This is a genomic window from Flavobacterium sp. (assembly GCF_031363805.1).
Classification (GTDB): domain Bacteria; phylum Bacteroidota; class Bacteroidia; order Flavobacteriales; family Flavobacteriaceae; genus Flavobacterium.
The window spans coordinates 1-25,555 of record NZ_JANLVD010000003.1; the positions used below are offsets into that span (position 1 = coordinate 1).

Genomic DNA, 25,555 nt, shown 5'->3' on the forward strand with positions numbered 1-25,555 from the left:
ACAAAATGAAAGGTATATATCTTCAAAATTATCTTGATGAGTTCTGCTACAAACTTAATAGAAGATACTTCGGAGAGTATTTATTTGATAGAATTACTATTGCATTAGTAACTTGTGGTAAATAAACCGAGATACAAATAATAATTTTAATGAATTGAAACAAGTTTACAAAAATGCAAGTATTTTAGCCAACAACCGAGTTATTTTTAATATCAAAGGGAACGATTTTAGATTGATTGTTTTTTTAAATTTCTTGCAAGGCACTTGTTACTTAATTTGGTTTGGCACTCATAAAGAGTATGATAAGATAGATTGCGAAACTGTGCCGTTTGACAAAAATATATTAACTTTTATAAAAAAAATAGTTATGAACTGGAAAGTATTAAAAACCGAAGACGATTATAACAACGCATCTTTGCGATTGATGGAAATTTTTCACGCAACACCCAACACGCCCGATGGCGACGAAATGGAATTATTGCTTGTTTTAATCCAAGATTACGATAACCGTCGTTATGCAATGCCTGAACTTGATGCTCTGGACGTTATTAAAATAAAAATGCAAGAAATGGGTTTAAAAAACAAAGATTTAGAACCATTAATAGGCACAAAAGGACACGTTTCATTGGTTATGAATGGCAAACGAGATATAACCTTAAAAATGGCTCAAAGGCTAAAAAACCATTTTAATATACCTGCTGGCGTGTTTTTGCACAATGATGCTACAAGAGTTGTTACAATGACAAATACTGAAATTGTACCTACTTAGAGTAATTAACAAAATACAGAAAGTTCGAACGGTTAATAAAAAGTAATTTGATATAAAAAGTGTTGATTTAACCAATTACAAAATATGAATTACATTTTAAATTCAGTTGAAGAATTTCGCAAAGTTTAAACTCCAAATATTGAAAATCTTAATACAAATAATGATTGGCTTCCATTTACATTATGTAATATCAAAAATCTATTAATGTGATTTTTACCCAATTTTGCAAAATTCGATAGTTGTACTATTCTATTTAGAAAAGATTCTTTCTGTTTTTGCAGGTGTTGTTTGCTTAATCATTTGGTTCTGATTTTGCAATATCTTGCTTAACTCCATGGCTCCAGCCAGAACCTTGGCAGTTTTGTCTCCTTATCACCAATTTTTGCTGTCTGGTGCTTGATTAAAACGAAATTGTTTGTCTAATCACCAACATTTGTGGCTGGGAGATTCAAATGGCGGACAAGGCAATTAAAAATTAATTCAATTTCGTGTATGAATAGTTAGAACTTAAGCGGCCAGTTTCTAGATAATTTCGAACCATTCATGATAATTTCTTTTGCTGAAACTACAATTTCAACACTCATGGAAGAATTGCTAACTGCAGTAAAAGTTTCGCTGTATCCTAAACAATAAGCTTCATTGAATTCAAGCTCTCTCATTTTTGAAAGTGCATCTCTCTTGTAGAACGTTAATTTTCCGTTTTTGGTTTGAGAATTGCTTTTCATCCAATCAAAAAGCATGGTGCTTTTGGTGGATTCTAATATTAATATTATTTCTCCACCATGTGGATCGCCAGATGGCTTACCAGTTTTGTCTGAATCTTGACTTAGTTTGAACTGACATTCCAGAACATTCATTGTTTCTCCATCGATTTCGAGCTTTGCTAAAAAAGACATATTTGTAAGGTTTTAGTTAGTTAAAATAGATTTATTAAATATTATTAAAGACAAAGGGAATGTAAAAAACAATCCCTTTATCAATAATTTTAATTTTTTTTGAATGGACTATACCCACTCATTGATGTGCTCACCACCACCAATAGAAATTTCTTTAGCAGAAATAGTAAAAGTTTCAACTAATGGAGTTCCTCCTGTAGCATCAAAAGTTTCTTTGTACTTAACTAAATAACCTTCTTTGAAGTTTAATTCTTTAAGTTTTGCATCTGTATCACGTTTTACATACATGATAGATCCGTCTTTTCTTTCGAAGTTATTAGTCATCCATTCGAAGAATGTAGATTCTCCTGTAGATTCAACAGATAATGTAATAGTACCACCGCGTGTTACTGAAGATGGACGGCCTGTAGCGTCAACTTCTTGATAAAGATCATAAGATGCGCTCAAGATGTTTAACTCTTTACCGCCTACTTTTAGTTTTGATTTAAATGACATAATAAAATATTTAAGGTTAAAAAATGTTAGTATTAATTCATTAATAAGTAGGTGAGCAAATGTAAAACAAAAAAATTAATTTCCTACTAAATTTCTACTAATTTAACATTAATTTATTGATTAATAAATATTGGTGTTTCCTGAAAACTAAACATTTGCATATTCAGTGTCCCAATCATTGCCTTCATCGCCTTTTTGACCATCCATTTTTATTAAAAAGTTTTTTGCTGGGAAATATGGTTTCAATCTAATATCTAAGAAAATTCTATCTTTTTGATTTGGATCTTGTTCAAATCGTTTAATTTCAAAATCTTCAATCAATTTATCTGGACCTGCAACATTATCTAAAAACTTAACAATTTGTCCTAAAATTTCTTTTCTTGTTTTTGCATTAAAATTTTCGAAGGCTCTTCTATTCAAGAAATCCATTAATACTTTAGTTACATAATCAAATACACGTACAACAGAATAGGTTTGTAGACCTAGGTTGTCACCGCTGAAAAGTGTTTTTCCAGAAAACGCCATTACTTTTCCATATTCATTAACCATAGGAATTAATCCTAAATTCTCTAGGTTTGCAATTTCACTTTTCTTAAGATCAAATTTTACACCATCTACTTCATTAATTCCACCAAATTTCTTACCTGCTGTAATTTGGGACATTAAAGTGTTATAAACTCTACCTGCTAATGCTGCCGAAGGTGGTAAATAAAGATCTTCTTCTTCATCTATTTCATCGTGTTTTCCTCTTCCAACCAACCAGTTGCAGGCCATCATTACGTTTGATCTGTAAGTATCGCCCCCAGTTAAGTTAGATGATTCGAACATTTCCATTACATCATCTGGTTCGTCAAGATGTTGAAAATCTGTAATAAGCATTACTTTATTTTCAAAAGCTATTTTTGCCCACTTTTCAACTACTTTATTCGAACCTAAATAACCTGGAATTACTAAAAGTGAATAGTTTTGTCTTAAATCCAATCTGTCATACCCATTTACTAATTCTTCCTGAATACTATCAATAAAACGGGAATTGTCCAGATCTTTAAGTTGATCCAATTCAGCATTCATTATTGAAATGTTTTTAAGTTTACTTTCTTCAGTATTCTTATAAAATAATGAAATTGTTCTGTAGCTTTCTTCTAGTTCTTTTGATTCTGCTACAGCAATAGTTAAGTTCTTTTTTAATGTCACCTCAGATTCTTCTGATTTTTTTGTACACTCATTTACCAAATCCACTAAATTATCTGATTCTTTTAGTGAGTCCGCCCAAAGCTGCAATACTTTTTTCAAAGTGTCACGTTCTGCTTTTTTGCTGCTTTCGCTTAAAAAAATATTTTTTCTAGCTTTTCTTTCTGGATTTAGATTTTGAACTCCTTCAATTGAACCTTCCAGCAAATCAAATCCACCAAATTGAATGAAAGATTCTAATTTCTGTTCTAACGATCGTGAGTCTACTACTTTATGTTCTTTACTGTCTTTTACAGCAGTTGTCTTTGCATTTTCTTGGTTAGCCATAGCTTATATATTATTTATCTGTTTGATCAATTTCTTTAATTAAGGTTTCTAAAGTTTCTATAATAGATTTTTTAGCTTCTGGATCTTGTAAAGCTAATTTTAAAACCTTGTTCGTTTTTAATTGCTTTATCATCTTTTTGTATTGCTCATTTTTGGTTCTCAAATCGCCCAAATAAGGACTTTGGTGTACCAAGCCATTTATTGAAAAATCGCCTACATTTTTAAATGCTAGTTGCTCTCTAATTACTTGTCCTTTATCGTCTTCGAATGCTACATTGATTTTTGGGTCAAAATGTTCAAAAACTTCATCAATAGTTTTTAAACCTGTAACAATTTCAGGCTTTACAGGTGTATTTGTTGTTAGTTTTTGTGCAATAAGCGTTTTATTTTGGGGTATTTCTAAAATGCTTTCTTGTCCTTCAACTCGCACTTCATTTCCTCCAATTCCGTAATTTCCTGTAAATCTGTCAGCCATAATATTTAGGTATTAATTGTTTTATTAATTTGAAAGTTATTTATAGTTTACACTCATAAAAGTAATACATTCGTCTTTATCTTTGGTAATAGACACTCCTTTTAACCTTATTTTTTTATTTGCAATTAGATCATAAAACTCCTTTAAAGCCATGGTTTCCTCGTTATTTACATGAACTGGAGGCATTGCATCTTTACAAAAGTATTTAGAAAAATTTTTGTATTTTAATTCATTTTGAGATATTCCTATTATAGCTCTTTTAAGCTGTTCGTCATCTAGTCCTTCTTTTTCAGGACCTCTTTTCTTAAATGTTCCAACCACTATATCACGTCTAACCTCTGTTTTGGCAACCGCTTTTGCAACATAGATTTTGACTATTTTTGCATGTTTATTATCTCCATTTACAACCAATGAGACATTTTTAACGCCTGGAGTCTTATATGTATAGCTTGGATTCTTGTCTGTAGCATCAACTGAATAGCTCTGCGTGTCTCCAAATCTCCATTCCCATGATTTAGCATTTTTTGTCAAATCCTGAAAATTAACTTGTTTTCCTTCAACCACATTTTTTGGAGTTGTAAATCTTGGAAACAATGAAACATCAATTTCCTCTACACTAGGTAAAATAGTAACTGTTCTTTCAACGGGACAATTATCATTTATTACAAGTTTTACATTATATTTTCCTGGTTTATCAAATGAATGCGTAACTTTTGAAAGGTAAGAAGTTTTAGTTCCGTCCCCAAAAGTCCATTTCCAATCAAATGAAGTATTTGTGGTATCAGAAAAAACAATTAATTCTCCTGCTTTTAATGATCTTGACTCAATTTTGAAGGATTCTACATTACAATCAGATCCCATTTTTTTTTTGAATATCAAAAGTAAAATCGAGAAGATGAAAATTACAATAAAAAATGTAATTACTTTAACATCAAAATGTGTTTTTATTTGGGTTTTATTAGTCATCTAAAAATTATTGTTATAAAATATTTGTTCCAAATTTATAAAATTTTCCTAATTATTTTAAGTTTTTTTTTAAAAAGTAAATTTTTTAACTGAAATCTAATCAATTTAGTATGATTAAAAGTTATTTTGCATATTGGTTTTGAATTGATTTTGACCAATTTATTAATTATCAGAAATTTAATAATAATAATATAAAAAAAAATATTTTAGACATGCATGCTTTTTAAATAAAAAATTATACATTTGAATTTGCGTTATTAATTATAAAAAACGCTTATTTTATTGGTTATTTAACTAATATTTTTTTAAATTTTTTCACATTATGGTTAAGAAATTATTGTTTTTAGCATTTTTAATTGTATGTTTTGCATCTTGCAGATCCAAAAAAATAGTGCCATTAAAAGATGTAGAAGTTGAAGGCGTTTCAAAATCTAAAAAAAAAACTTATAGTTACAGCAATAAACTATCAGATAAAGACACACAATATTTTGCGGATGCACTTGAGGTTGACGTAGCAGAAATAACCAACAAAAAACTTTATATTTTTATAAAGAGCTGGGAGGAAACTACTTATTTGTACGGTGGCGAAGATAAAAGCGGTATAGATTGTTCTGCGCTTATGCAAAGACTTTATGAACACGTATACAATGTATCCCTTCCTAGAACTGCTGCAGAAATGGCTTTCTATAAAAAAATTAAATTGCACGACCCAGTTGATGACTTAACTGAAGGAGATTTGGTTTTTTTTAGAATTAACGAAGAAAAAGTATTCTCTCACGTTGGAGTATATTTAAAAAACGGAAAATTCTTTGCTGCAGGCTCTTCCGAGGGTTGTGCTATTAGTAGCTTAAAAAAGCCATATTGGAAAAAAAATTATAAAGCCTTTGGTAGGTTAAGAGCATAACAATTTATATGTCAAAAAATACTTCTTTTATAAACAATCACAGACAATTAACCTCTTTTGATTTAAGAGTTGAACTCTTATTCGATGCTATATTGGATAAAAAGTTTGACGATTTTAATATAGTTTTAAAGCCAAGCGGACTTTTTTATAGAAGATTTAGTAAAGACAAAATGAATATTTCTCGGGATGCTATAAATGATAGTATTTTGAGTATTGAAGTAAGTCGCGATGGATTTTACGATATTTTACCAGAAAGCATTACCCACAATAATAGAAATCGTGAGGTAAGAGAAAACCCCACTCAGGAATTTAAAAATAGAAAGAGAGAAGAAAAAGAAGCAAGACATTTTTTTAATCCTATAGAAAATGAGCTTTTTAGATTTAGACATAGTATTGAAAAATACGAATCTAATTTTTTTTCCAAGCTAAGTGCAAATGGTATTGCAGACATAATAAAAATCATATTGGTTGTTGAAGATAAAATACCAGATTATTTAACAGTCAAAATGTTTTATGCACTATTAAAACAAAATGAAAGTAAAGTACAAAGTGTAGCATCAATTTGTGAAATTTTGGAAAGTATGATTGAGGAAAAAGTAACCTATTCAACAACAAATATTAAATTGGAACAAGTTCATGATGTAGTCGAAAAATCGAATGATATGATTTTGGGAATTAATACCACTTTAGAAAGTAATCAAAATATTTTTCTTAAAAAATACAACTTTAGTATAGGTCCACTGCACAATCCTGAAAATCTTCAAAATTATTTTCAAAATCAAACGTTAGAAATATTTGTAAATACATTTTTTAATCTATTTTTACCATTTCACGTTCAATTTGAATTTAACATTCATTTAAATTTGAGTGATGAGCAGTTTGTAATGGACGATTCAATTTATAAATCAAGATTAGGAATTTCAACAGTATTATAATGAAAAGATATTTAACTAGAATAGACGGCGGGGAAGCCTTAATATATGTATTTTTAATCATCGCAATTGCTATGGTTATTACTATTTTGATAAGCTCAAGAACCACCAAATTAAGACAAGAAAAGGGTAAATACTTTTTTTACATTATATTACAATCTATATTCTTCTTGATATTTGCTGGAATACTTTATAACCTTAAAAATACCAGCGTGTCGCAAAGGTTTATAGCATTGCAATTCTATTTTACATTTGCTGGAGCTATTCATCTTATATTATTCCATTTGTATTTTGAAAAATTTGACTCCAAAAAAACATATACAGAAATTTTTATAGTATTTGTATCTGCCATGTACATTGCAGCATTCGTTTCTATAATTGCTGGATATTTTGGCGAATTAGGTTATTTAACTTATCTAATTGGAACATTATTATTTTTTACAATTCCAACATTGTGCTATAATTTATTTGAAATGGCCATTTCTATTCCTGCAAAATTGCATAAAAGATGGTTTTATCCTTTAAATTCAAAATATCCATCGCCTCAAATTTCTGAAATGAGAAATATTATTATTTTAAATTTGGTATTTCAAAAAAAGGCAAACGATACACAAATGATAAATTTTAAAGTAAAAGCACCAAAAGCGATCGATTTTGGGAGATTATTTTATTATTTTATAAATGATTATAATGAAAAAAATCCTGCTGGTCACATAAAATATATTGATGAAAAAGAACAACCTTATGGCTGGTATTTTTATACAAAACCAAAATGGTTCGGATCATCTGAATATATTGACCCAGAAATTGCAATAGATAACAATAACATAAAAGACGGCGAAACAATTATTTGTCAACGTATATAATTTAAAATTATGGCAGAAAATATAAAACATTTTCCAGTAAATTGGATTGAAGGAATGAAAATCAATAAAAACCATTTTATTGAATTACAAGACAATATTGAAGATTTGGTTCGTGATGCAAGAAACCTTGAAGTGAATGAACTCCATTATGGGCTTTTGGCAACCAATTTCGCTAGACCTTTTCAGTACTCAATATCTATAGATACGCACAATGAATTGAGTGTTGATATTAAAATGCTCAAATTAGTCACGCCTTGCGGTGGTAGAATTGAAATTACTGATTATACTGGTCCATTTTTTGAAAAAGTTGAACTTAAAGATTTTGATTTAAAGGAAAACAACTATTATTTAATACTTAATGTCGATCCATATCAAAGAATTCCATCTGGTGAGCAAAACATGGAAGAAATTCCGCCGCGTTTTCCAAATGCAACCTCAAAATATTTTATAACAACAGTTATTGAAAACGAGGTCAATCAAAATAATATTGGCGCACTTCAGTTTCCATTGGCAAAGTTTAAAGCATCTGGCGAAGCCTGCGAAATATTAACAGATTTTATACCGCCTAGTCTTACCGTAAATGGTCATCCAAATTTGATTTCACTATTTGAAAAATATAATACTTTTTTTACACAATTAGAGTTTAATACAGTCCAAATAATTCAAAAAATTAAATTCCGTAACAACACAGAAGATGAAAACGTTATAGCAAATATGGTTCATGAAGCGTGCGAAAAAATTCTTCGATATGTAGAAAAACACATTACCGAGAATAAATGGATTGGCTTCAATACAAAACCAATAACAGTTTTGGAAACAGTTGTATCATTAGCCAGAACTTTAAAAAATTGCTTTGATACCTTTTCTGGCGATGGAAAAGAAATGTTATTCAACTACTTCTCAGAATGGACAGATACAAAAAGTGGCGATTATGAAAGATTATTTACAGACACCATAAATATAAAGTATAAAGCATACGATATTGAGCCAACAGTCAACCAAGTAATGTTTTTTATCTCAAAAATGGACAGTCTTTTTGCGCTTCTTAACCAATTAGATTACATTGGTAAAAAACGAGATGCTGGCATTTTTGTAAACGAAAATGTTTTAAGAAACGATAGACTAACCTCTACTATATTTGGAAGTGATAACAAAAACGATTCAGAACCTAACTCATCACCATCATTCTTAGCAGACTAAAATTAATACTATGGATATTTTAAATAAAAAAGAGCGCTATTCAGCATTTTTGCTGTTTTTACTAATGTTTTCAGTTACTACTGGAGTTTTAATTTTTGCATTATTTTTTGATTTTAGATTGCCTCTAAAAGAAAATGAAGTGCTAAAAGCAGAAAACGAAAAAATAATTGGAGAATTTAATTTTCAAAAAGTATTTACCGAAAGAGTAGAATATGTTGGCAAATTAATGGATTCAATAGACCAATCGCCGGAAAGGTTTCCTTATTTGGAACAAAGCATCAATGTAGAATTGGTCGATTTAAAAAGAAAAGCAGATTCTCTAGAAGGGTCAAAATTATACGAAAACGTACTTATTAATTTTGGTAAATTGTTAAATTCTAAAAAAACTTCCGTGCAAACCAATGATAGTAAAAGTATCATTGACAAGTTGACCGAAGAAAACAAAGCCTTGGAAGCGAAAAGTACAGAGTTAAGTATAAAATTGCAAATTTGTGATCAAATCAGTAAAAACTAATTAGATAATAGAATATGGCAACAGACGATATTGTTCAGATAGTTCACATTGCAAAGCAGTATGCGAAAGAAAGTTTAAATAATAAATTTTCTTCAGCACATATAGTAAAGGCACTTTTAAATCCGCAATTTAATTTTCTAAAAGAACTTGATTCCAAAGGAATTGATGTTTTTTATATTGAAGAATGGGCCGAAATTCGCATTAGCGAGCTTCCAAAAGTTTCCAAACCAAACGATGATCCAGCTGCAGACGATGGTGCTATTGCCATATTTGAAGAAGCTGAAGTTATTGCTAGCAATCACGGTACAGAAGTGGAATTTTCTACTTTGCTTATTACTTTAGTAACTCCAGGAATTGGATTTAGCCACGACCAATTAAAATCTTTGCCAGTCACTGTTGCTAACCTTACTTCATTGTATGTGGATGGGAATGCAATGCCAACAAATAATAATCAATCTCAAGGTGGGGAATCCAAAAGTAATTCATCTGTACTTGAAAAATATTGCGTTGATAAAATAGCGCAAACCAAGCAAAAAAAATCGATTCCAATGATTGGAAGAGATGAAGAATTAAAAATTATTACTGAAATTTTAAATAGAAAGTTAAAACCACACGTAATTATTACGGGAGAACCAGGTGTTGGAAAATCAACATTAGTAGAAGGTTTTTGCAATAAAATTTCAAATAAAACCATATTAACTTCTTTTAATAATGCATCTGTTTTTGAAATTATAATAGGTTCGCTGTTTGCCGGTGCTTCTTATAAAGGTGAAGTAGAAGATAGGCTTCAAAAAATATTCAACGAACTAAAAAGATTTGACAAACCAATTGTGTTTATAGACGATATACATGAACTATTTGATACAAGTCAAGGTTCAGGTATTGGAAGTATTATAAAATCTGAACTTTCAAAAGGCGACATTACATTTATTGGCGCAACCACCACCGAAAAATACCGTAAAACATTAGGCAAAGACGATGCACTTTCTAGACGATTTGAAACGCTAGAAATTCAAGAGCCACACCAAGATTTGGCTTTTCGAATGATTCATAACGTGATAGAAAACTACCAATCGCATCATGATTTTTCTATAGATGAAGATGGTATCAAAGAAGCCATTAGATTATCTAAAAGATATTTAAAAGAAAAATCACTTCCAGATTCTGCTTTAGATTTGATCGACAGAACCATGTCATCATTGAAAGTAGCGAAGGAAACCATAAAAAAAGAACTCCCTGAATTAAAAAAGGAAATATCAGATTTGACATTGGTCGAAAATGAAGAAGATACAATCGAAAAAATCGACTGGCTTCATATTGATATTATAAAAAAATCTGGAAAACTATTTGATGAAGCAGATCAAAGCATCACAGTTTATCCAACATTGACAGACAATACTCAAAAAATTTCTCATATAAACGACTTGCTGGAAAAACTGGACTTGCTCGAAAAACAAGACAATACAGTTTTAACTTCTCATTTATCATTGGTTGTTTCAGGAATAACCGGAATTCCAGCTGGAAAAGTAAAATCTGACGAAAGAGAGAAACTTTTAGAAATAGAGAAAACCCTTAAACAAAGAGTTATTGGTCAGGATCATGCTGTAAAAGTAGTATCTGATGCCATATTAGAATCCAGATCTGGGTTAACAAAACCAGGTCAGCCTATTGGCTCTTTTTTCTTCCTTGGACCAACAGGAACTGGAAAAACTGAATTAGCCAAATCGATGGCAGATTTTTTGTTTGGCGATGAAAATGCCATTATCAGATTAGACATGTCTGAGTTTAAAGAAGAACATTCGGCAGCCTTATTATATGGTGCGCCTCCAGGATATGTAGGTTATGAAGAAGGTGGATTGTTGGTTAATAAAATTAGACAAAAACCATATTCTATAGTTTTATTTGATGAAATTGAAAAAGCACATAAATCTGTTTTTGATGTATTTCTCCAAATTCTAGATGAAGGAAAACTTCATGATCGATTGGGTAAAGAAGGCGATTTTTCAAATGCAGTTATTCTTTTTACTTCAAATATTGGATCTGATTTTATAGTCAAATCGTTCGAAAAAGATATTATTCCAAAATCTAATGATTTAATTCAAATCATGACGGGCTATTTCAGACCAGAATTTTTAGGACGTTTAACTGAAATTATTCCGTTTGCACCAATAAATGTAAATAGTGTTTCCAGAATTTTTGAAATCCATTTAAAGAAAGAATTGCTTCAATTGCTCGAAAAATTAGACATTACGTTAGAAATTGATGAGGCCGATAAAGAAAAAATTGCGTTAATGGGTTTTAGTAGCGAATATGGTGCCAGACCTATCAAAGGAACGATTCGAAATCAGCTAAAAAGACCGCTTTCGAGAATGATAATTGCCAACGAAATTCATAAAGGAGATGCTTTAAAAGTGACATTAACGGCCGATAATGAAATTAAATTCACTAAAATAAATGAAAGATCTGTTTTATAAAATACCATTCGATTTTAAAAAACTATCAATTGGAGAAGATGCTCGGAGAGTGGTTTTAGAGGAATCTTTGGCACAATATATTGCCTTAATTATTACAACTATTTTTGGTGAATACAAATACGATTTGGAGTTTGGAACCATTATTTGGGAAACAGATTTTAACTTGTTGGCAAACCCAAACCAGTTGAAAGACTTAATCAAAGAATCAGTTCATGAAAAAGTCAAAAAGTATGAAACCCGCTTAATAGTAACCGATGTAACTCTGGAAGTAGTTGAAGACACTTTAAGTTATGAAACCAATATCCGAGTTAAAAAAAGACTAGATATTGTAGTTTACGGAATTATAAAACAAACCAACCAACCTTATTATTATAAAAGCTCCTACTTTTTGGCGCCATTTTCTTTTAAGTAAAAAAATACATTGATGAACCAATTATCTAAAGACCAAATAAAAGATAGATTACTTAAACGTGCCGCCAAACATTGGGGATATTCTGATGTGGAACTTGAAAATGTTTTTGATCCAATAGTGAACTTACTTTTTGATGTATGTGCCAAAGAATTGGAGAAAATTTCTAACGAAATTTTTTCAAGTAGACGCCGTATTACTGAAAGGTTAATTGAAATATTAACGCCTACAGCCTCCGCGAAAGCAACTGCAGCAAGAGGAATTTTAAGAGCTTATCCAGTTGAAGACGAAGCTACATTAAGCAATTACCATCAATTTTATTTTCAAAAAAAAGAAATTAATCCATACAATCCAATTGAGAATGTTCTTAAAAGTTACTTTTTTGGACCTACCAAATCCATAAAATTAAACAGAAATAAAATAAATTATGTTGTGCTGCCAAATGGTGTGCAAAATATTGTAAAAGAACAATTTCGGGAATTTATTAGTGGCGAAAATTATTTAAAACCAACGCCGCATGGAACTATGTGGATTGGATTAAAACATGAAGGCAATGGTGTTCTTCAAGATCTAATGTTCTATTTTTATTTAAAAAACATTCACGATAGGAATACATTTTTTCACTTTTTGCCACGATCCAAATGGTTTTTGAACGATGTACAACTTACTACAGTAAAAGGCTACAATAGCGACAAAAGAAGCGAGGCAGAAGAAAGCATATTGATGCAACAAGATTTTTATCATATCGATAAAGCCCAAGAACACATCAATAATTATTATGAAAATAATTTTGTAACTATTAAAGATGTCATTAATATTAAAGACAATCATTACGATATTCCTAAAGAATTTAATGATTTTATTCCTGCTGAAGAATTAAAAAAAATAGCCGAAGAAAAACTTTTATGGATTCGGATTGAGTTTCCAAATATTGTTGGACCGAGAATTTTATCAGAAATTTACTGTGCAAACAATTGTTTTCCAGTCATGAATAAAAAACTGAATGAAATTCAAGGAAAAATAAAAGACTTACTGAATATTTATCCGTTAAATATAAATGAAGAATATTTTCTTGAGTTATTTTCCGTTTTAAACGATAGAAACAAGGAATTTGAAATCATTACAAACAATGATGAAACAACCGATGAAGATTTTGCTTATCTCCGTTTTGGTGGTATTGCCAGATTTGATGAAAGAAATGCAACCGAAGAAATAAACTATTTGATAGATTTAATTAGAGACGAAGCATCGGCATTTTCAAAACTTGGAAACGATTTCACCGATAGCAATTTGAAAGAAATTAATCAAATTATATCAAGATTTAAAAATAAAATATCGCAAATTGGTGTTCAAAATGCCAATAATCCTTATCTTATTTTAAACTCAAAAAACAAGAATGAGCAAGGTACTTTGTTTGTTAAATATTGGACTACAAATGGTGAAAGCGCCAATAAAATTAACGCATTTTCAAAATTCTCTTTGCATAAAGGAACCGATTTTGAAAACGATACCATTACACTTGTATCATCTACACAAGGTGGCAAAAACGAGCTTACTAATTCAGAGAAAATCTATGCTTATCGCGAAAATTTAATTTCCAATCAAAGAGTTGTCACCAGACAAGATATTATTATTTTGTGTAAAAACCATTTTGGTGAAGTCATTGAAAATGTTGAGGTTAAAAATGGTATTCAAACCAGTCTTGATAGCAATATTGGTTATACACCAACTATCGATATTTATCTAGACAGAAAAGATATTCAACTGTATACCGCTGAAGAATGGGAATTTTTAAGAGAAGATCTGAAACTTTTAGTCGAAAATAGAGCTATTAATATTGTGCCATTTCGAATAGTTTATAATAAGTAATTTTTTTTAATTTGCTTATTATTATAAATTCTATCTCTCAATTACAGCAATTAAAATTAGATGAAAAATAAATATGTTGACTTTATTTCGGACGAACATTTGCTTAATTGTATCGCAAATATTCATAAAGCGTATTTAAAAGCAAAGAACAATATCACGAAGAAGAACTTTTACAGTAATAAAGTTGATACTATTAAATTGACTTTTGATTCCAAATTCAACGATATAAATCAAGAAATTTTAATTCAGGCAGAAATATTACGTCAAATTGATAAATCAATAAACAATTCTATAGGAACTTTTCACGAGCAAATTTTGGGAGGAGTTGAAGGCTTTCAAGTTGGAAATTTAAGCGGTTTCGATATAAAAGCGAATGATGATACTTTGTTTGCCGACATTAAAAACAAACATAATACAATGAATAGTAGTTCGGCAGAAAGTTTATTTCAAAAACTGAAAACATATGCTGACAATTACAAACAAGCCAAGTGTTATTGGGTTCAAATTCTTGCAAAAGGAAGTTTTAACGATTTGTGGAAAGGCGAAATAAACGGCAAAGAATACAGTCACAGTAGAGTTTACAAAATTTCTGGTGACCAATTTTATGCTTTACTTTCTGGTAAAAAAAACGCACTTTTTCAATTATACAAAGTATTGCCTTTTGCAATAAAAGATTATTTGAATTTGATCGAAAAAGGTGATACGATTATAGCAAATTCTGCCTTGGACGAAATAAAATCAGAAACTAAATCTTCAAAAAGAACTATTTTAGACCAAATTACATTTGAAAATTATAGTTATTATTTAGGTTTCGACAAATTATAATAAGAATTCAAAAACTTAATAATAGAATAACCTACTTCTTTTCCAAGGTTTACAGGAACCGCATTTCCAATTTGTTTGTATTGTTGCGCAACAGAACCTTCAAATTTCCAAGCATCAGGAAAAGTTTGAATTCTCGCATATTCTCGAACGGTAAACGGTCGAGTTTCTTCAGGATGACATCTTTCAGTTTGCTTTTGTGCTGGACTGCAAGTCAAAGTTAAACAAGGTTCATCCCAACCTATTCTTCTTGCAATTCCAGTTTTTCCGCCACCAAGATGAAAACTTCCACCCATAAATTCTTTTTGTATTTCTAGCGGTAAATCTCGCCAATAACCTTTTTGTGGAACTAAATCTAAAACATCAATCTTACTTTTTGGGTATTTTGATCCTTCGGATTTTGGAACATGACAATCAAATAATTCGCCTTTTTTTAAAGCATCTTTTAAATTATAGATTTTTTTATACGGTTTTGGATATTCGTATTGCAAATCAATATCTTTTCTAATTCCAACAACAATTAAACGTTCACGCTTTTGCGGAACATTAAAATTTATTGCTTTCAGAACTTGAACAGGAACAACATTATAACCAATTTCATCAAGAATTGAAATCATTCCTTGCAATGTTTTTCCATTTTCGTGACTTAATAAACCACGAACATTTTCACCAATACAAATTGGAGGATTTACCTCTTTTACGGCTCTTGCAAACTCGTAGAATAAAGTTCCACGAGCATCGGCTAAACCGAGTTTTTTGCCAGCATAACTGAATGCTTGACAAGGAAAACCGCCAGTTACAACATCAACTTTATTATGGAATTCAGAAAAATTTAATGTTCTAATATCGCCTTCCAAAACATTCCAATTTGGTCTGTTATTTCGTAAAGTTTGACAAGCCCATTTATCTATTTCATTTAAAGCAACGCATTTTAAACCCGCTTTTTCCATTCCAACTGCCAAACCACCTCCGCCGGCGAACAATTCTAAAACCGTATAATCATTATGAGGTTCAACATAATTTGAAACGGTTTCTTGAATATCGGAATCCAAAAAATCTGCAAACAAAGTATCTACATCAGATTTTCTATAAACCCGATAATTACTCATAGGTTCACGAACCGCAGGAAGTTTGCCTTCTTTGTCCCAACGGCGTAAAGTTTCTTTGCTTTTACCGATATATTTAGAAGTTTCCGAAAGTGTCATGTATTCATTCATAACCAAATTATTTAACCTTACACAAGGGTTACAAATTTAGAAGAAAAATTTTAGAAATAAAAGGAAAATTTAATTTTTTAAAATATTGGATTGATAAATTATCTACAACACACTCTTTTTCAAACCTTCGCCAATGCAACGCCAGAAAAAATTGTAGAAAGACTTTTCCTGAATTCTTTCTACCTCAATTGTTTGGTATTTGATTTGATTCTTCGAATCGTTTTTAATCAATAAATTGCCAATAGCAGTTTTCAATTTGCTTATTTCCTGCGGTTTTTTGGTTTTAAAAACCGTAACTTTTAAATTACTATAGTTTAATCCAAAACTGCCACGCGCTATATTATCATTTCCAGTGAAATTAAAACGTACTTCGTTTAAAATTCCTTCTGTTGTTACATTATTGTTAGGTTTTAAAAACGGGGTTATTTTTCTAGAATTAAAATTTAAAATGTTGCCTTTGATGTTGAATCCATCATTTTTATCCAAAACATTAAATGACCAGTTCACCTTTAGAGGAGAAGTTTTCATGAATTGACAGGTAATTTTTATTTTTAAATCATTTAATTTCTTTTGGTTAAAACCACTTTGAATATTTTTGGCTTCCAAATTAAATTTATCAAAAGTCAAAATGCCAGGGCCTTTTTTAAAATTTATTTCTTCTTCATAAACCAATTGCGAATTTTTGATTTGCAACGTATTTACATTTAGCTTAAACGGAATTTCTCGCAACAATTTGTTGTATAAATATTTTTTACTCAAATCATCGGCTGGAATTTTGTTTCTGTAAATATTGGCATAAAGCCCATCCAGAATTATTTCATCGGTGCCGAAAAAGAATTTTTCATTTGTAAAACCCCAATTCATTTTCTTGAAGGTCACAGATTCTGCATTCAACTCAAATAAATCCTTTTCTTTGGAGATTTTTTGTACAAATTGTTTGCGAGAATATTTTGGAATAAGCGTCAGTTTTTTGATGCTCAAATTGGTATTGGTGGTTTTTATTTGGCTGGCAGTCAAAGTGTAGAATGGGTTGACGCTGTAATAAACACTATCGCAACTCAAACTATAATTACTAAATAAAATTGGAATTTTGTTTTTCAAAATTTCATTCGAAGTTACAATTCCGTCCATTTTGAAATTGATATTCTTCGTAGATAAAATGGGTTTATTGCTTTTTAGATAAATTATTTTTAAGTCGCCGTTCGTCAAATAAATATCTGAAACCACGATTAATTTTTGAAAAGGTTCAGCAATTTCAGAGTTGATGCTTTTGGTATTATTAATTGCCTTTTCGTTTTTTTTATAAAGTACGAGTTCAGGTTTTTTGATAACAATGGCTTTTGCCTTTATTTTATTGTAAAAAAGCAAATCCCATACTTTAAAATTTTCTATTGCAACCGATTCAATTTTGGAATAAATTCCAGCTTTATTGATGGTGTCTTTCAAAGCCGATTTGGGAACAATAACAACCCTAGATGCCTTCATGCTGGTATTCCACAAAGATATTTTCAAATCCTTGTAGGTTATATTGTATGGCGTTTGGTTTTCTTCAAAAATAATTCTTGGCAAATGGTTGTTGAGCCAATAATTGACGCCAAAAGTGGCCAATAATACCAAAACAAAAAAGCCAGCAATCCAAATGAGTATTTTTTTGTATAAATGCATTCAACTATTTTTAGAAATATAAAAGTAGTTACAATAAATACACGGTACTGTTTACATTTTCATAAAAAAGCAACAAATTATCCATGATATACTCTGGAGGAAATTATTTTATCGTTTTTAATTTCCAAAACTTCAGCCACCAGCAAGTCATTTTCATTGTCTGCCTGACGAATGTATTCCATAAAAACCCTATCGTCGTTTGCGGTGAGCGAAGTCACTTTATAGTTCAAACTTGGATAATTTTGGAAAGCTTCTTCCCACCAAATTCTCATGGCGTCTTTGCCTTTAACCAAGCCGTTGCTTTCTGGTCGACGAATTTTTAGTTTCGGACTATAATGTTCGGCATCGTCATCATAAAGTGATAATAATTTTTCAAGTTCTTTGTTATTAAAATTTTCGAACCATCGAAAAGCAATAGATTGTAATTTATTAGGCATTTAGTAAGGATAAAAAATCCCGAAAGTTTCGGGATTTTGATTAAGTATTTTTTAAATTGATAACTTCTTGTTCGGTCAAAAATCGCCAATTTCCTCGTGGCAAATTCTTTTTGGTCAAACCCGCAAATGACACGCGGTCTATACGAAGCACATCATATTTGAAACTCTCAAAAATGGCACGAACCACTTTCACGTTCGATGTGCGAAGCTTCAAACCAATTTCAGTTTTCGGCTCATTTTCAATATAACTCACCTCTTCAACAAACAGTCTGTGACCGTCGAGGGTAATACCTTTAGAAATTTTCTCCAAATCTTCATACTTCAAATTTTTATCGAGCGAAACTTGGTATATTTTAGACGATTTCTGATTTGGCAAACCAAATTTCCTAATCATATCTGTATCGTTGGTAAATAGGAGTAGACCAGTCGTATTTTTATCCATACGACCCACCGACTGAATATTGGCATTAGTAGCACCACGAACCAACTCAAAAACATTGCGATGCAAATCGTTTTCATCTACAGATGTGGTAAAGTTTTTAGGCTTATTCAACAAAATGTATTCCTTTTTTTCGGGAGTTAGCGTGGCGCCGTCAAAATTCACGACATCGCCAGGTTTTACCATATAACCCATTTCTACTACAGGAATGCCATTCACTTTTACATTGCCCGATTGAATATAAATATCGGCATCTCTACGTGAGCAAGCACCAGAATTTGAAATGTATTTGTTGAGCCTTATTTCGTCAGCCACTTTAGGTCTTTTTGGTGCCTGATTGGGTTTTTTCTCGACTTTAACTATGGCTTTAGGGTCAATTTTTGTATTTGGCTTCGCTTTTTTGGGTCCTTGAGCGCGTTTGGCCATGGCAGGTTTTGGCTTGTTGGAGCTTGGGCGCGCACTATTTGGTCTGGCGCCAGTTCCTTTTTTATTGCCTTCCTTATTGTTCATAACTTCTGTAATTTGTGCAAAGATAGTGTTTATATTTTAATGGAAAATGACCGACGTATTTATGTATTATTTAAAGGTTTAAAAGTTTTTTTGGGCGTGCCCCAAAATGGGTTTGCTTCGTGCCTCGCAACCGTTCCTCCTCGCATTTTGCGTCAGGCTTTTCGTTGCAATCTGTCATTGCGAGGAACGAAGCAATCTAAACATGGAACCGTTCTTCGCAATGACAGGATTTCCACTGCAATCCTTCACGTGGCAGAAACTTGAAATTAAGCATTGAAGTTTTTTGGATTTATATTTAAGTTTGTTTATAATAAATTTAGGTTTTGTTAATTTTATACGTAAGTTTGGATGTTGTGTAATACCAAAAAAAACAGAATATGAAAAAAAACATTGTATTTATCTGCTTAATTTTATTTATGAATAGTTGCAAAAGTGAACAGAACCCAAAAGACGTTGTTCTCATTTATTTAAATTCAATTGATAAATATGACTTTATAAAAGCAGAAGAACAAATTGATCTTAATGGTGAAGTTTTAAGAGGATTTAATTATATTAAGGCCAAAGCAAAAAAAATGACTGAATCTGAAAAAAAGGCTATGATTCAAAAACCAAATTACAACATAGTTTTAAAAACAAATGAAAATGGTTTTGCAAAAGTATTTGTATCAAATATTGAAAATGAAGCAAGAACATATATAATAGATTTCTATTTAAAAAAAATAAATGGAAAATGGAAAATTTACAAAATCGAATCAAATACTTAAAAGACAGTTTCTTGATAACTGTATTATTAAAAAAACTTAAGATGAACGATCAACCCTTTAGAATTTTATCCGATAATAATAGAGACATATATGGATATTTATTTGGCTATCCCCACCGCTAGTGCGAGCTTCTAGCTCGTACACGCCAAGTGAAAAGAATTTTAAAATATTGTACAATCGTAATGTGTACGAGCTAGAAGCTCGCACTAGAGAAAGAGATTTTTAAAGTTGGTCTTATGATTGAAAGTTAGTTTTCAAAATCTACACACTTGAATAATAAAATTCCCTAACTATCCCCAAAACATGGTGTATCGTGTAGATTTCTAGATCAATAGAAAATAATAAAATAAAATAAAATGAAAAAAAACAGCATAATTTTAATCATTTGTTTGGTTTTTTGCTTAACGGCAAAAAGTCAAGCAAATAAGCAATTGAGTAAACCTGAAAAAGATTTTGAAAAATTTTGGACAACTTTTAAAGATAATTATGCTTTTTTTCAGTTGAAAGGAGTTAATTGGGATGAAACGTATAAAAAATACAAATCACAAATTAATAGTAAAACTAAAGAAACTGAATTAGTAAAAATATTTGGTGAAATGGTTGAACCACTAAAAGATGGACATATAATAATTTCAAAAGGCGAGGAAATTTTATACAAAGTCAAAAAGCCATCATTATTCAAACAAGAGTTTAAAGGAATTGAAAAAGATTTGTGGAAAACAAGTTTCGAAACATTACAAAAAAATGGTTTTTCAGAAATTAAAGGAATTGGACCAATAGTAAAAGAAGAAAATCTTTATTATGTTTCACGAACTTCCGATATAGGATTTATTAGAATTTCTCGTTGCTTCGGAAATTTAGAGAGTATTTTTGACGACAAAAAAGAAATTGAAGATACAAAATTGATGCTCACTTTATTTGATAGTGTTTTAAGTTCATTTGCTAAAACAAAAGGAATTATTATCGATATTAGAGCAAACGGCGGAGGTCACGGCGGAGAAGAATTAGCAAGTAGATTTGTACTTGAGAAAATATTAACTCATTATAAAGCGACCAGATTAAAAGGCGGTTATGAAAATATTACTGAATTAAAACCAATTTACATAACGCCAAACATTGGTGTAAAATACGCAAACCCAATTGTAATTTTAACTAATGATAAAACAGCAAGTTCTGCCGAAGATTTTACGATTTCGCTTTATAAACAGAAAAATGTAACAACAATTGGAACGAATACTTCAGGAATGCTGTCTGATATGTTTGGTGCAGATTTATCAAATAAAATTTCATTTACACTCTCAAACCAAAGATATTACTCGATCGAAAAAACGCAACTTGAAGATATTGGAGTTCCTGTGAAAGTTGAGATTAAAAACACAAAAAAGGATATTCAAAACAAAATTGATCCTGTAATATTAAAAGCAATTGAAACATTAAAATAAAAAAGAGCAGATGTGCAAAATAAGTCAATATACTTGACCCGTCAGATATGGTGTGATTCTCAACAAAAAACTGCATTTTATGTCCACAAACAAAAGAAAATAAAACCAAATCATCTTTATATTTTCTTTGTCTATCTTTAATTTTTTTTACTACTTTTTTTTGTGATAATTTTTTCTAGATATAAAAAATTATCACACTTTCTGTGATGTTTTTTTTGTGATTAAATTTTTAGTCACAAAAAAATTATCACAGAAATTTGAACTATTTTCTTGCGAGTGTCTCGCTTGTGTACACAACAAATATTAAATAAATTTATTATTTTTACTTCAAATAAGTAGAGAATGTAAATTTGACGAAAAATGTGTACTTATTTAATAAGTTTCCCCAATGTATATTGGATTGATTTGAATCAATTTTTTTTGTGGGAGTAAGTTTGAAGTTTGGTCTGTTTGAACTTTGGAGAGTTAGGTAATTTGGAATTTACATGTAAATTTATATGTTGGTGTAATTATAAATAAAATGTTAAAAAACAATATATTATGAAAAAAAAATTAGTTTATTTATTTTTGCTTTTATTTTTATTTGGTTGTGAAAAAGAAAATATCAAGAGTGGAATTGAAACAAAAGTAACTGGAAGACTTTCAAATTATTATGGAGAACCAATCATCAATGCAAAAGTAAAAATTGGAGAATTTAAAAATGAATTTGTTTCTGATGGAGGAAGTAGAGATTATTTTTTTAGAGATATTGACTCAACTTTAACAAATGGTAATGGTGAATACCAAATTACTTTTAAAACAACAGGTGAAGGTTCTTCATATAGGTTATTAATTAATGATTCGCCTAATAATCAAAGTTTTTATGGCTTTTACGATTCTGTAGAAATAACAAATCTTGGTAATCCTTTTATTTTCAATTATAATCAATTTACAAAATTGTATCCTTGCGATGTTACAATAAATTTAAATAATGTAACACTTTTACCAATATTAATATGGCACGAAACAACAAGAATTGTAAATACTCCAGAAATAACATCTAATTCTACTTTTGTGAAAAGAATCTTTATAAATAAATACAGTACTCAAATTCTTAATTTATCAAGAACTAAACCTAATGGGATTTCTCAAAAGGCAATTTTTACATTACCAGCAAGTAATTCTGAAAATTTAACTACGCAAACAATTAATTTAACTGAAATTGATTTTGTTGACTTATAAAATAGCTATATACAGCAGAGCTTTGCCACATTCAGGGTTTCAGCCGCAACTTTAAAGTTGGTTTTACTCAATAATTAATTTTAAATTAAAATATTAATTAAAATATCAACTGACGCCAAGCCACGACACGAAAACGAATGTTTCTCTAAAAATTCGGATTAAAAAACACAAAAATTATTAGAAAATTATGATCACAGAAAACGAAAAATTGCTTATCCGAGAACTAACCCAAAATGATGTAAACGTAATTTTCGAACTTTATTCAGACAAAGAAGCTATGAAATTTAGAGGTAGCAAACCCTTTGAAAACATTGAAGAAGCTATACTTATGATTAAAAAAGTAACAGAAAACATCAAAAATGGAACCGAATATAGATATGCAATTATCGAGAAATTATCAAATAAACTTATCGGAACATATCTAATTACGCCGATTACCAATCTAAATTGCATGGTTGGTTGCTCCATTGGAAAAAATTATTGGCGGTTGGGGTACGGTTTGGAAGTTATGACATTAATGTTGGAATACTTGAAGAATTTGGAATACAAACAAATTATTGGTTTAATCAAAAAAGAAAATATACCATCAATTAAATTGGTCGAAAAAATGAAATTCAGATTAATAGAACAAACAGAATATCCTGAATTTTATAAATATGAAATGATAATTTAGTATAATCAATATTACGATTGCACTCAAATGTAAAAAATAAATGAACACCTCAAAAAAAAATAAAAATATCTAAACTAAAAGAAGAATATGACCAACGAACAATTAAAACTTTGGAACAACATCAAAAGTTTTGAATTAGATGAGCCAGAAATTTCCTTAAGTTTTACGGATCGACTTGCAAGAGAAAATGGTTGGACGTTCGAATATTCAATTCGTGCAATAGCAGAATATAAAAAGTTTATTTTTCTTTTAACTATTTCAAAATATCCGTTAACGCCATCAGACCAAGTAGATCAAGTTTGGCATTTACATTTGCTTTACACACAATCGTACTGGGATGATTTTTGCGAAAACACAATCAAAAGAAAAATCCATCACGGACCAACAAAAGGTGGTGACACCGAGAAAAATAAATATACAAATTGGTACGAAAAAACAAAAGAATTATATTTACAGATTTTTGAAAATGAAACACCAAAAGATATTTGGCCATCAAGCGAAATTAGATTTTCTGAAATTAACTTCGAAAGAGTAAACATAAATAGAAATTGGATTATCAAAAAAACCATTTTAAATGAAATATTTATCCGAATTGACGCCTGCAGAAGTTTATGTTCTTACCAAAGAAAATTTTTCCCCAGCTCTTCAAAGTGTTCTATAAAACCAACTAGCTCTACAAAGTCTCCCGACTTTGTAGCAAATAAATAAAAATAAAAAAAAGCAACAGCTTATTATTTATTAAAATATCAATTACAATTTTATTCCAGGCTAATAGTCTCAATCTCCAAAACGTTAATCATCATTATCGGATCATTAACCTATAAAAAACGAATCATATCGAATCAAAAATTAATTTATCGGATATTTATCGAATAAAAACGAATCGTATCGAATCATTTTAAAATATTCTTATATTTGTAAAATGGAAAATAGTGTTTTTGATTTTAAAATTGATTTAGATTGGAAACTAATTCGGACAATTAGTCAAATTGATCGCTTTGATGCTTCTTGGACTACGATAGAAAGAAGAGAAAGTCAAAGTTTAAAGCAGCTAAAATCTATAGCAACCGTACGAAGTGTTGGAGCATCAACAAGAATTGAAGGTTCTAAAATGAGCGATGAAGAAGTAAATATATTGCTTCAAGAATTGGATATTACAAAACTGGAGGATAGAGATTCTCAAGAAGTTGTTGGCTATTTTGAAGCGTTTGATATTATATCAGAATCATTTAACGAAATACCAATAACGGAAAATAGTTTAAAAAATCTGCATAATATTTTATTGAAATATAGCAAAAAAGACGGGTGGCACAAAGGAAATTACAAACAGCCTAGCAGCGCTGTGGAAGCCAATTATCCAGACGGAACAAAACAGATAGTATTTCAAACAACAGAAGCAGGATTTGCAACGGAAGATGCCATGAGAAATCTAATAAATTGGTACGAAAATGATTCTGAAACGCATCCATTAGTAAAATGTTCTATATTTACCTATGAATTTTTAAGTATTCACCCTTTTCAAGATGGAAATGGGAGATTAAGTAGATTGATTTCGACTTTATTATTACTAAAAAAGGGATACAATTGGATTAAATACGTGAGTTTTGAACACGAAATAGAAAACAGAAAACCAGAATATTATAAAGTTTTAAGAAGTTGTCAAATTCAAAGACCAAATGAAAATGTAAGCGATTGGGTCAATTTCTTTTTTGATGCATTAAAAAATATACAAGAGCAATTAATGCAAAAATTGGAACAAAACGGAGTTGAAATTCAGTTATCTCCAAAAGAAAAATCAATAATAACTTTCATTGGAAATAATGCTGGTTGTAAGTCAGGTGAAATAGCAAAAAAATTAGGAATTCCAAGTCCAACAATTAAAAGATTATTACCCGATTTAATAGAAAAAAACTTAATAGAAAAACACGGAATTGGACCAGGAACAAATTATTCAATAAAATAGCTGCAGTTAATAAAGTTTGGCGCAATTGGGGGTTTTAAGTAAGTTTTGTAGTTAGAAATTTAATCTTATAATTAAACTACGGAGTGGTTTTATATTTTTGCTTCAAAATTAAATA

Annotated in this window: 25 protein-coding genes and 1 pseudogene; 17 read left to right on the forward strand and 9 right to left on the reverse strand. The window is 30.1% G+C overall.

Annotated elements, in window-relative coordinates; all coding sequences use genetic code 11:
- Together RMN92_RS00070 and RMN92_RS00075 are read left to right on the forward strand one after the other, a co-directional pair.
- Positions 1 to 125: pseudogene (locus RMN92_RS00070) on the forward strand (IS1595 family transposase); the annotation flags it as partial.
- Positions 122 to 769 carry a type II toxin-antitoxin system HigB family toxin gene (locus RMN92_RS00075; RefSeq protein ID WP_309607440.1) on the forward strand — a complete coding sequence of 216 codons (648 nt, stop codon included), beginning with the start codon at positions 122 to 124 and terminating at the stop codon, positions 767 to 769. The pseudogene RMN92_RS00070 and the gene RMN92_RS00075, both read left to right, overlap by 4 nt.
- A 500-nt stretch (positions 770 to 1,269) precedes the next feature.
- On the opposite strand, the gene tssD (RMN92_RS00080) is transcribed toward RMN92_RS00075, so the two are convergent.
- From tssD (RMN92_RS00080) to RMN92_RS00100, 5 genes are all read right to left on the reverse strand, one after another.
- Positions 1,270 to 1,665, reverse strand: coding sequence for a type VI secretion system tube protein TssD (gene tssD, locus RMN92_RS00080; RefSeq protein WP_309607416.1), 396 nt, complete (start codon positions 1,663 to 1,665; stop codon positions 1,270 to 1,272).
- Between the two features lie 108 nt (positions 1,666 to 1,773).
- On the reverse strand, positions 1,774 to 2,160 hold the full coding sequence (gene tssD / locus RMN92_RS00085) for a type VI secretion system tube protein TssD (RefSeq protein WP_309607417.1): 387 nt from the start codon (positions 2,158 to 2,160) through the stop codon (positions 1,774 to 1,776).
- 147 nt (positions 2,161 to 2,307) lie between these two features.
- Positions 2,308 to 3,678, reverse strand: coding sequence for a DUF5458 family protein (locus RMN92_RS00090; RefSeq protein WP_309607418.1), 1,371 nt, complete (start codon positions 3,676 to 3,678; stop codon positions 2,308 to 2,310).
- A 10-nt stretch (positions 3,679 to 3,688) separates the two neighbouring features.
- Positions 3,689 to 4,153, reverse strand: a complete 465-nt coding sequence (locus tag RMN92_RS00095) for a hypothetical protein (protein WP_309607419.1) — start codon at positions 4,151 to 4,153, stop codon at positions 3,689 to 3,691.
- Between the two features lie 36 nt (positions 4,154 to 4,189).
- Entirely contained in the window at positions 4,190 to 5,014 is an 825-nt protein-coding gene (locus RMN92_RS00100; RefSeq protein ID WP_309607420.1) for a PKD domain-containing protein, read from the reverse strand.
- 427 nt (positions 5,015 to 5,441) lie between these two features.
- Here RMN92_RS00100 and RMN92_RS00105 point away from each other — a divergent pair, with 427 nt between their 5' ends.
- The 9 genes from RMN92_RS00105 to RMN92_RS00145 are packed head-to-tail and all read left to right on the forward strand — an operon-like array spanning position 5,442 to position 15,112.
- A complete protein-coding gene (locus RMN92_RS00105; protein ID WP_309607421.1) occupies positions 5,442 to 6,023 on the forward strand; it encodes a C40 family peptidase in 582 nt (193 codons plus the stop codon).
- Positions 6,024 to 6,031: 8 nt separating this feature from the next.
- The gene (locus tag RMN92_RS00110; protein WP_309607422.1) at positions 6,032 to 6,958 is read left to right on the forward strand and encodes a hypothetical protein; all 927 of its coding nucleotides are present in this window, start codon (positions 6,032 to 6,034) and stop codon (positions 6,956 to 6,958) included.
- Positions 6,958 to 7,821 carry a TssN family type VI secretion system protein gene (locus tag RMN92_RS00115; protein ID WP_309607423.1) on the forward strand — a complete coding sequence of 288 codons (864 nt, stop codon included), beginning with the start codon at positions 6,958 to 6,960 and terminating at the stop codon, positions 7,819 to 7,821. The genes RMN92_RS00110 and RMN92_RS00115 overlap by 1 nt, the downstream gene beginning before the upstream one ends.
- A 9-nt stretch (positions 7,822 to 7,830) precedes the next feature.
- Positions 7,831 to 9,021 (forward strand): hypothetical protein, encoded by a 1,191-nt coding sequence (locus tag RMN92_RS00120; RefSeq protein ID WP_309607424.1) that lies wholly within the window; start codon positions 7,831 to 7,833, stop codon positions 9,019 to 9,021.
- 10 nt (positions 9,022 to 9,031) lie between these two features.
- Entirely contained in the window at positions 9,032 to 9,535 is a 504-nt protein-coding gene (tssO, locus tag RMN92_RS00125; RefSeq protein ID WP_309607425.1) for a type VI secretion system TssO, read from the forward strand.
- A gap of 14 nt (positions 9,536 to 9,549) precedes the next feature.
- Positions 9,550 to 12,009, forward strand: coding sequence for an ATP-dependent Clp protease ATP-binding subunit (locus RMN92_RS00130; RefSeq protein ID WP_309607426.1), 2,460 nt, complete (start codon positions 9,550 to 9,552; stop codon positions 12,007 to 12,009).
- Positions 11,990 to 12,421, forward strand: coding sequence for a GPW/gp25 family protein (locus tag RMN92_RS00135; RefSeq protein ID WP_309607427.1), 432 nt, complete (start codon positions 11,990 to 11,992; stop codon positions 12,419 to 12,421). The genes RMN92_RS00130 and RMN92_RS00135 overlap by 20 nt, the downstream gene beginning before the upstream one ends.
- 12 nt (positions 12,422 to 12,433) lie before the next feature.
- Positions 12,434 to 14,287 carry a hypothetical protein gene (locus tag RMN92_RS00140; protein WP_309607428.1) on the forward strand — a complete coding sequence of 618 codons (1,854 nt, stop codon included), beginning with the start codon at positions 12,434 to 12,436 and terminating at the stop codon, positions 14,285 to 14,287.
- Between the two features lie 60 nt (positions 14,288 to 14,347).
- Complete coding sequence (locus RMN92_RS00145) at positions 14,348 to 15,112, forward strand: Eco47II family restriction endonuclease (RefSeq protein WP_309607429.1); 765 nt, start codon at positions 14,348 to 14,350, stop codon at positions 15,110 to 15,112.
- Here RMN92_RS00145 and dcm read toward each other — a convergent pair.
- The 4 genes from dcm to RMN92_RS00165 all read right to left on the reverse strand — a co-directional run bounded on the left by dcm (position 15,088) and on the right by RMN92_RS00165 (position 19,377).
- Positions 15,088 to 16,326 carry a DNA (cytosine-5-)-methyltransferase gene (gene dcm, locus RMN92_RS00150; protein ID WP_409024838.1) on the reverse strand — a complete coding sequence of 413 codons (1,239 nt, stop codon included), beginning with the start codon at positions 16,324 to 16,326 and terminating at the stop codon, positions 15,088 to 15,090. The two genes, RMN92_RS00145 and dcm, sit on opposite strands and share 25 nt — an antisense overlap.
- Positions 16,327 to 16,428: 102 nt before the next feature.
- Positions 16,429 to 17,991: a hypothetical protein gene (locus RMN92_RS00155; protein ID WP_309607431.1), complete on the reverse strand. Its 1,563-nt coding sequence runs from the start codon at positions 17,989 to 17,991 to the stop codon at positions 16,429 to 16,431.
- Between the two features lie 77 nt (positions 17,992 to 18,068).
- The gene (locus tag RMN92_RS00160; RefSeq protein ID WP_309607432.1) at positions 18,069 to 18,428 is read right to left on the reverse strand and encodes a nuclear transport factor 2 family protein; all 360 of its coding nucleotides are present in this window, start codon (positions 18,426 to 18,428) and stop codon (positions 18,069 to 18,071) included.
- Between the two features lie 40 nt (positions 18,429 to 18,468).
- On the reverse strand, positions 18,469 to 19,377 hold the full coding sequence (locus RMN92_RS00165; RefSeq protein ID WP_309607433.1) for a pseudouridine synthase: 909 nt from the start codon (positions 19,375 to 19,377) through the stop codon (positions 18,469 to 18,471).
- Positions 19,378 to 19,754: 377 nt separating this feature from the next.
- On the opposite strand from RMN92_RS00165, the gene RMN92_RS00170 reads away from it, so the two are divergent.
- The 6 genes from RMN92_RS00170 (at position 19,755) to RMN92_RS00195 (ending at position 25,440) form a co-directional block, all read left to right on the forward strand.
- A complete protein-coding gene (locus tag RMN92_RS00170; RefSeq protein ID WP_309607434.1) occupies positions 19,755 to 20,141 on the forward strand; it encodes a DUF4878 domain-containing protein in 387 nt (128 codons plus the stop codon).
- Positions 20,142 to 20,497: 356 nt separating this feature from the next.
- Complete coding sequence (locus tag RMN92_RS00175) at positions 20,498 to 21,583, forward strand: S41 family peptidase (protein ID WP_309607435.1); 1,086 nt, start codon at positions 20,498 to 20,500, stop codon at positions 21,581 to 21,583.
- Positions 21,584 to 22,123: 540 nt separating this feature from the next.
- The gene (locus tag RMN92_RS00180; RefSeq protein WP_309607436.1) at positions 22,124 to 22,804 is read left to right on the forward strand and encodes a hypothetical protein; all 681 of its coding nucleotides are present in this window, start codon (positions 22,124 to 22,126) and stop codon (positions 22,802 to 22,804) included.
- Between the two features lie 187 nt (positions 22,805 to 22,991).
- The gene (locus RMN92_RS00185; RefSeq protein WP_309607437.1) at positions 22,992 to 23,477 is read left to right on the forward strand and encodes a GNAT family N-acetyltransferase; all 486 of its coding nucleotides are present in this window, start codon (positions 22,992 to 22,994) and stop codon (positions 23,475 to 23,477) included.
- Positions 23,478 to 23,564: 87 nt separating this feature from the next.
- On the forward strand, positions 23,565 to 24,185 hold the full coding sequence (locus RMN92_RS00190; protein ID WP_309607438.1) for a hypothetical protein: 621 nt from the start codon (positions 23,565 to 23,567) through the stop codon (positions 24,183 to 24,185).
- A 214-nt stretch (positions 24,186 to 24,399) separates the two neighbouring features.
- The gene (locus tag RMN92_RS00195) at positions 24,400 to 25,440 is read left to right on the forward strand and encodes a Fic family protein (protein ID WP_309607439.1); all 1,041 of its coding nucleotides are present in this window, start codon (positions 24,400 to 24,402) and stop codon (positions 25,438 to 25,440) included.
- The last annotated feature ends 115 nt before the right edge of the window (positions 25,441 to 25,555 follow it).

What these genes read in the sequence shown, in the direction of transcription:
- tssD (WP_309607416.1), bottom strand. Translation starts at nt 1,665, where the DNA reads ATGTCTTTTTTAGCAAAGCTCGAAATCGATGGAGAAACAATGAATGTT.
- tssD (WP_309607417.1), bottom strand. Translation starts at nt 2,160, where the DNA reads ATGTCATTTAAATCAAAACTAAAAGTAGGCGGTAAAGAGTTAAACATC.
- RMN92_RS00090 (WP_309607418.1), bottom strand. Translation starts at nt 3,678, where the DNA reads ATGGCTAACCAAGAAAATGCAAAGACAACTGCTGTAAAAGACAGTAAA.
- RMN92_RS00095 (WP_309607419.1), bottom strand. Translation starts at nt 4,153, where the DNA reads ATGGCTGACAGATTTACAGGAAATTACGGAATTGGAGGAAATGAAGTG.
- RMN92_RS00100 (WP_309607420.1), bottom strand. Translation starts at nt 5,014, where the DNA reads ATGGGATCTGATTGTAATGTAGAATCCTTCAAAATTGAGTCAAGATCA.
- RMN92_RS00105 (WP_309607421.1), top strand. Translation starts at nt 5,442, where the DNA reads ATGGTTAAGAAATTATTGTTTTTAGCATTTTTAATTGTATGTTTTGCA.
- RMN92_RS00110 (WP_309607422.1), top strand. Translation starts at nt 6,032, where the DNA reads ATGTCAAAAAATACTTCTTTTATAAACAATCACAGACAATTAACCTCT.
- RMN92_RS00115 (WP_309607423.1), top strand. Translation starts at nt 6,958, where the DNA reads ATGAAAAGATATTTAACTAGAATAGACGGCGGGGAAGCCTTAATATAT.
- RMN92_RS00120 (WP_309607424.1), top strand. Translation starts at nt 7,831, where the DNA reads ATGGCAGAAAATATAAAACATTTTCCAGTAAATTGGATTGAAGGAATG.
- tssO (WP_309607425.1), top strand. Translation starts at nt 9,032, where the DNA reads ATGGATATTTTAAATAAAAAAGAGCGCTATTCAGCATTTTTGCTGTTT.
- RMN92_RS00130 (WP_309607426.1), top strand. Translation starts at nt 9,550, where the DNA reads ATGGCAACAGACGATATTGTTCAGATAGTTCACATTGCAAAGCAGTAT.
- RMN92_RS00135 (WP_309607427.1), top strand. Translation starts at nt 11,990, where the DNA reads ATGAAAGATCTGTTTTATAAAATACCATTCGATTTTAAAAAACTATCA.
- RMN92_RS00140 (WP_309607428.1), top strand. Translation starts at nt 12,434, where the DNA reads ATGAACCAATTATCTAAAGACCAAATAAAAGATAGATTACTTAAACGT.
- RMN92_RS00145 (WP_309607429.1), top strand. Translation starts at nt 14,348, where the DNA reads ATGAAAAATAAATATGTTGACTTTATTTCGGACGAACATTTGCTTAAT.
- dcm (WP_409024838.1), bottom strand. Translation starts at nt 16,326, where the DNA reads ATGAATGAATACATGACACTTTCGGAAACTTCTAAATATATCGGTAAA.
- RMN92_RS00155 (WP_309607431.1), bottom strand. Translation starts at nt 17,991, where the DNA reads ATGCATTTATACAAAAAAATACTCATTTGGATTGCTGGCTTTTTTGTT.
- RMN92_RS00160 (WP_309607432.1), bottom strand. Translation starts at nt 18,428, where the DNA reads ATGCCTAATAAATTACAATCTATTGCTTTTCGATGGTTCGAAAATTTT.
- RMN92_RS00165 (WP_309607433.1), bottom strand. Translation starts at nt 19,377, where the DNA reads ATGAACAATAAGGAAGGCAATAAAAAAGGAACTGGCGCCAGACCAAAT.
- RMN92_RS00170 (WP_309607434.1), top strand. Translation starts at nt 19,755, where the DNA reads ATGAAAAAAAACATTGTATTTATCTGCTTAATTTTATTTATGAATAGT.
- RMN92_RS00175 (WP_309607435.1), top strand. Translation starts at nt 20,498, where the DNA reads ATGAAAAAAAACAGCATAATTTTAATCATTTGTTTGGTTTTTTGCTTA.
- RMN92_RS00180 (WP_309607436.1), top strand. Translation starts at nt 22,124, where the DNA reads ATGAAAAAAAAATTAGTTTATTTATTTTTGCTTTTATTTTTATTTGGT.
- RMN92_RS00185 (WP_309607437.1), top strand. Translation starts at nt 22,992, where the DNA reads ATGATCACAGAAAACGAAAAATTGCTTATCCGAGAACTAACCCAAAAT.
- RMN92_RS00190 (WP_309607438.1), top strand. Translation starts at nt 23,565, where the DNA reads ATGACCAACGAACAATTAAAACTTTGGAACAACATCAAAAGTTTTGAA.
- RMN92_RS00195 (WP_309607439.1), top strand. Translation starts at nt 24,400, where the DNA reads ATGGAAAATAGTGTTTTTGATTTTAAAATTGATTTAGATTGGAAACTA.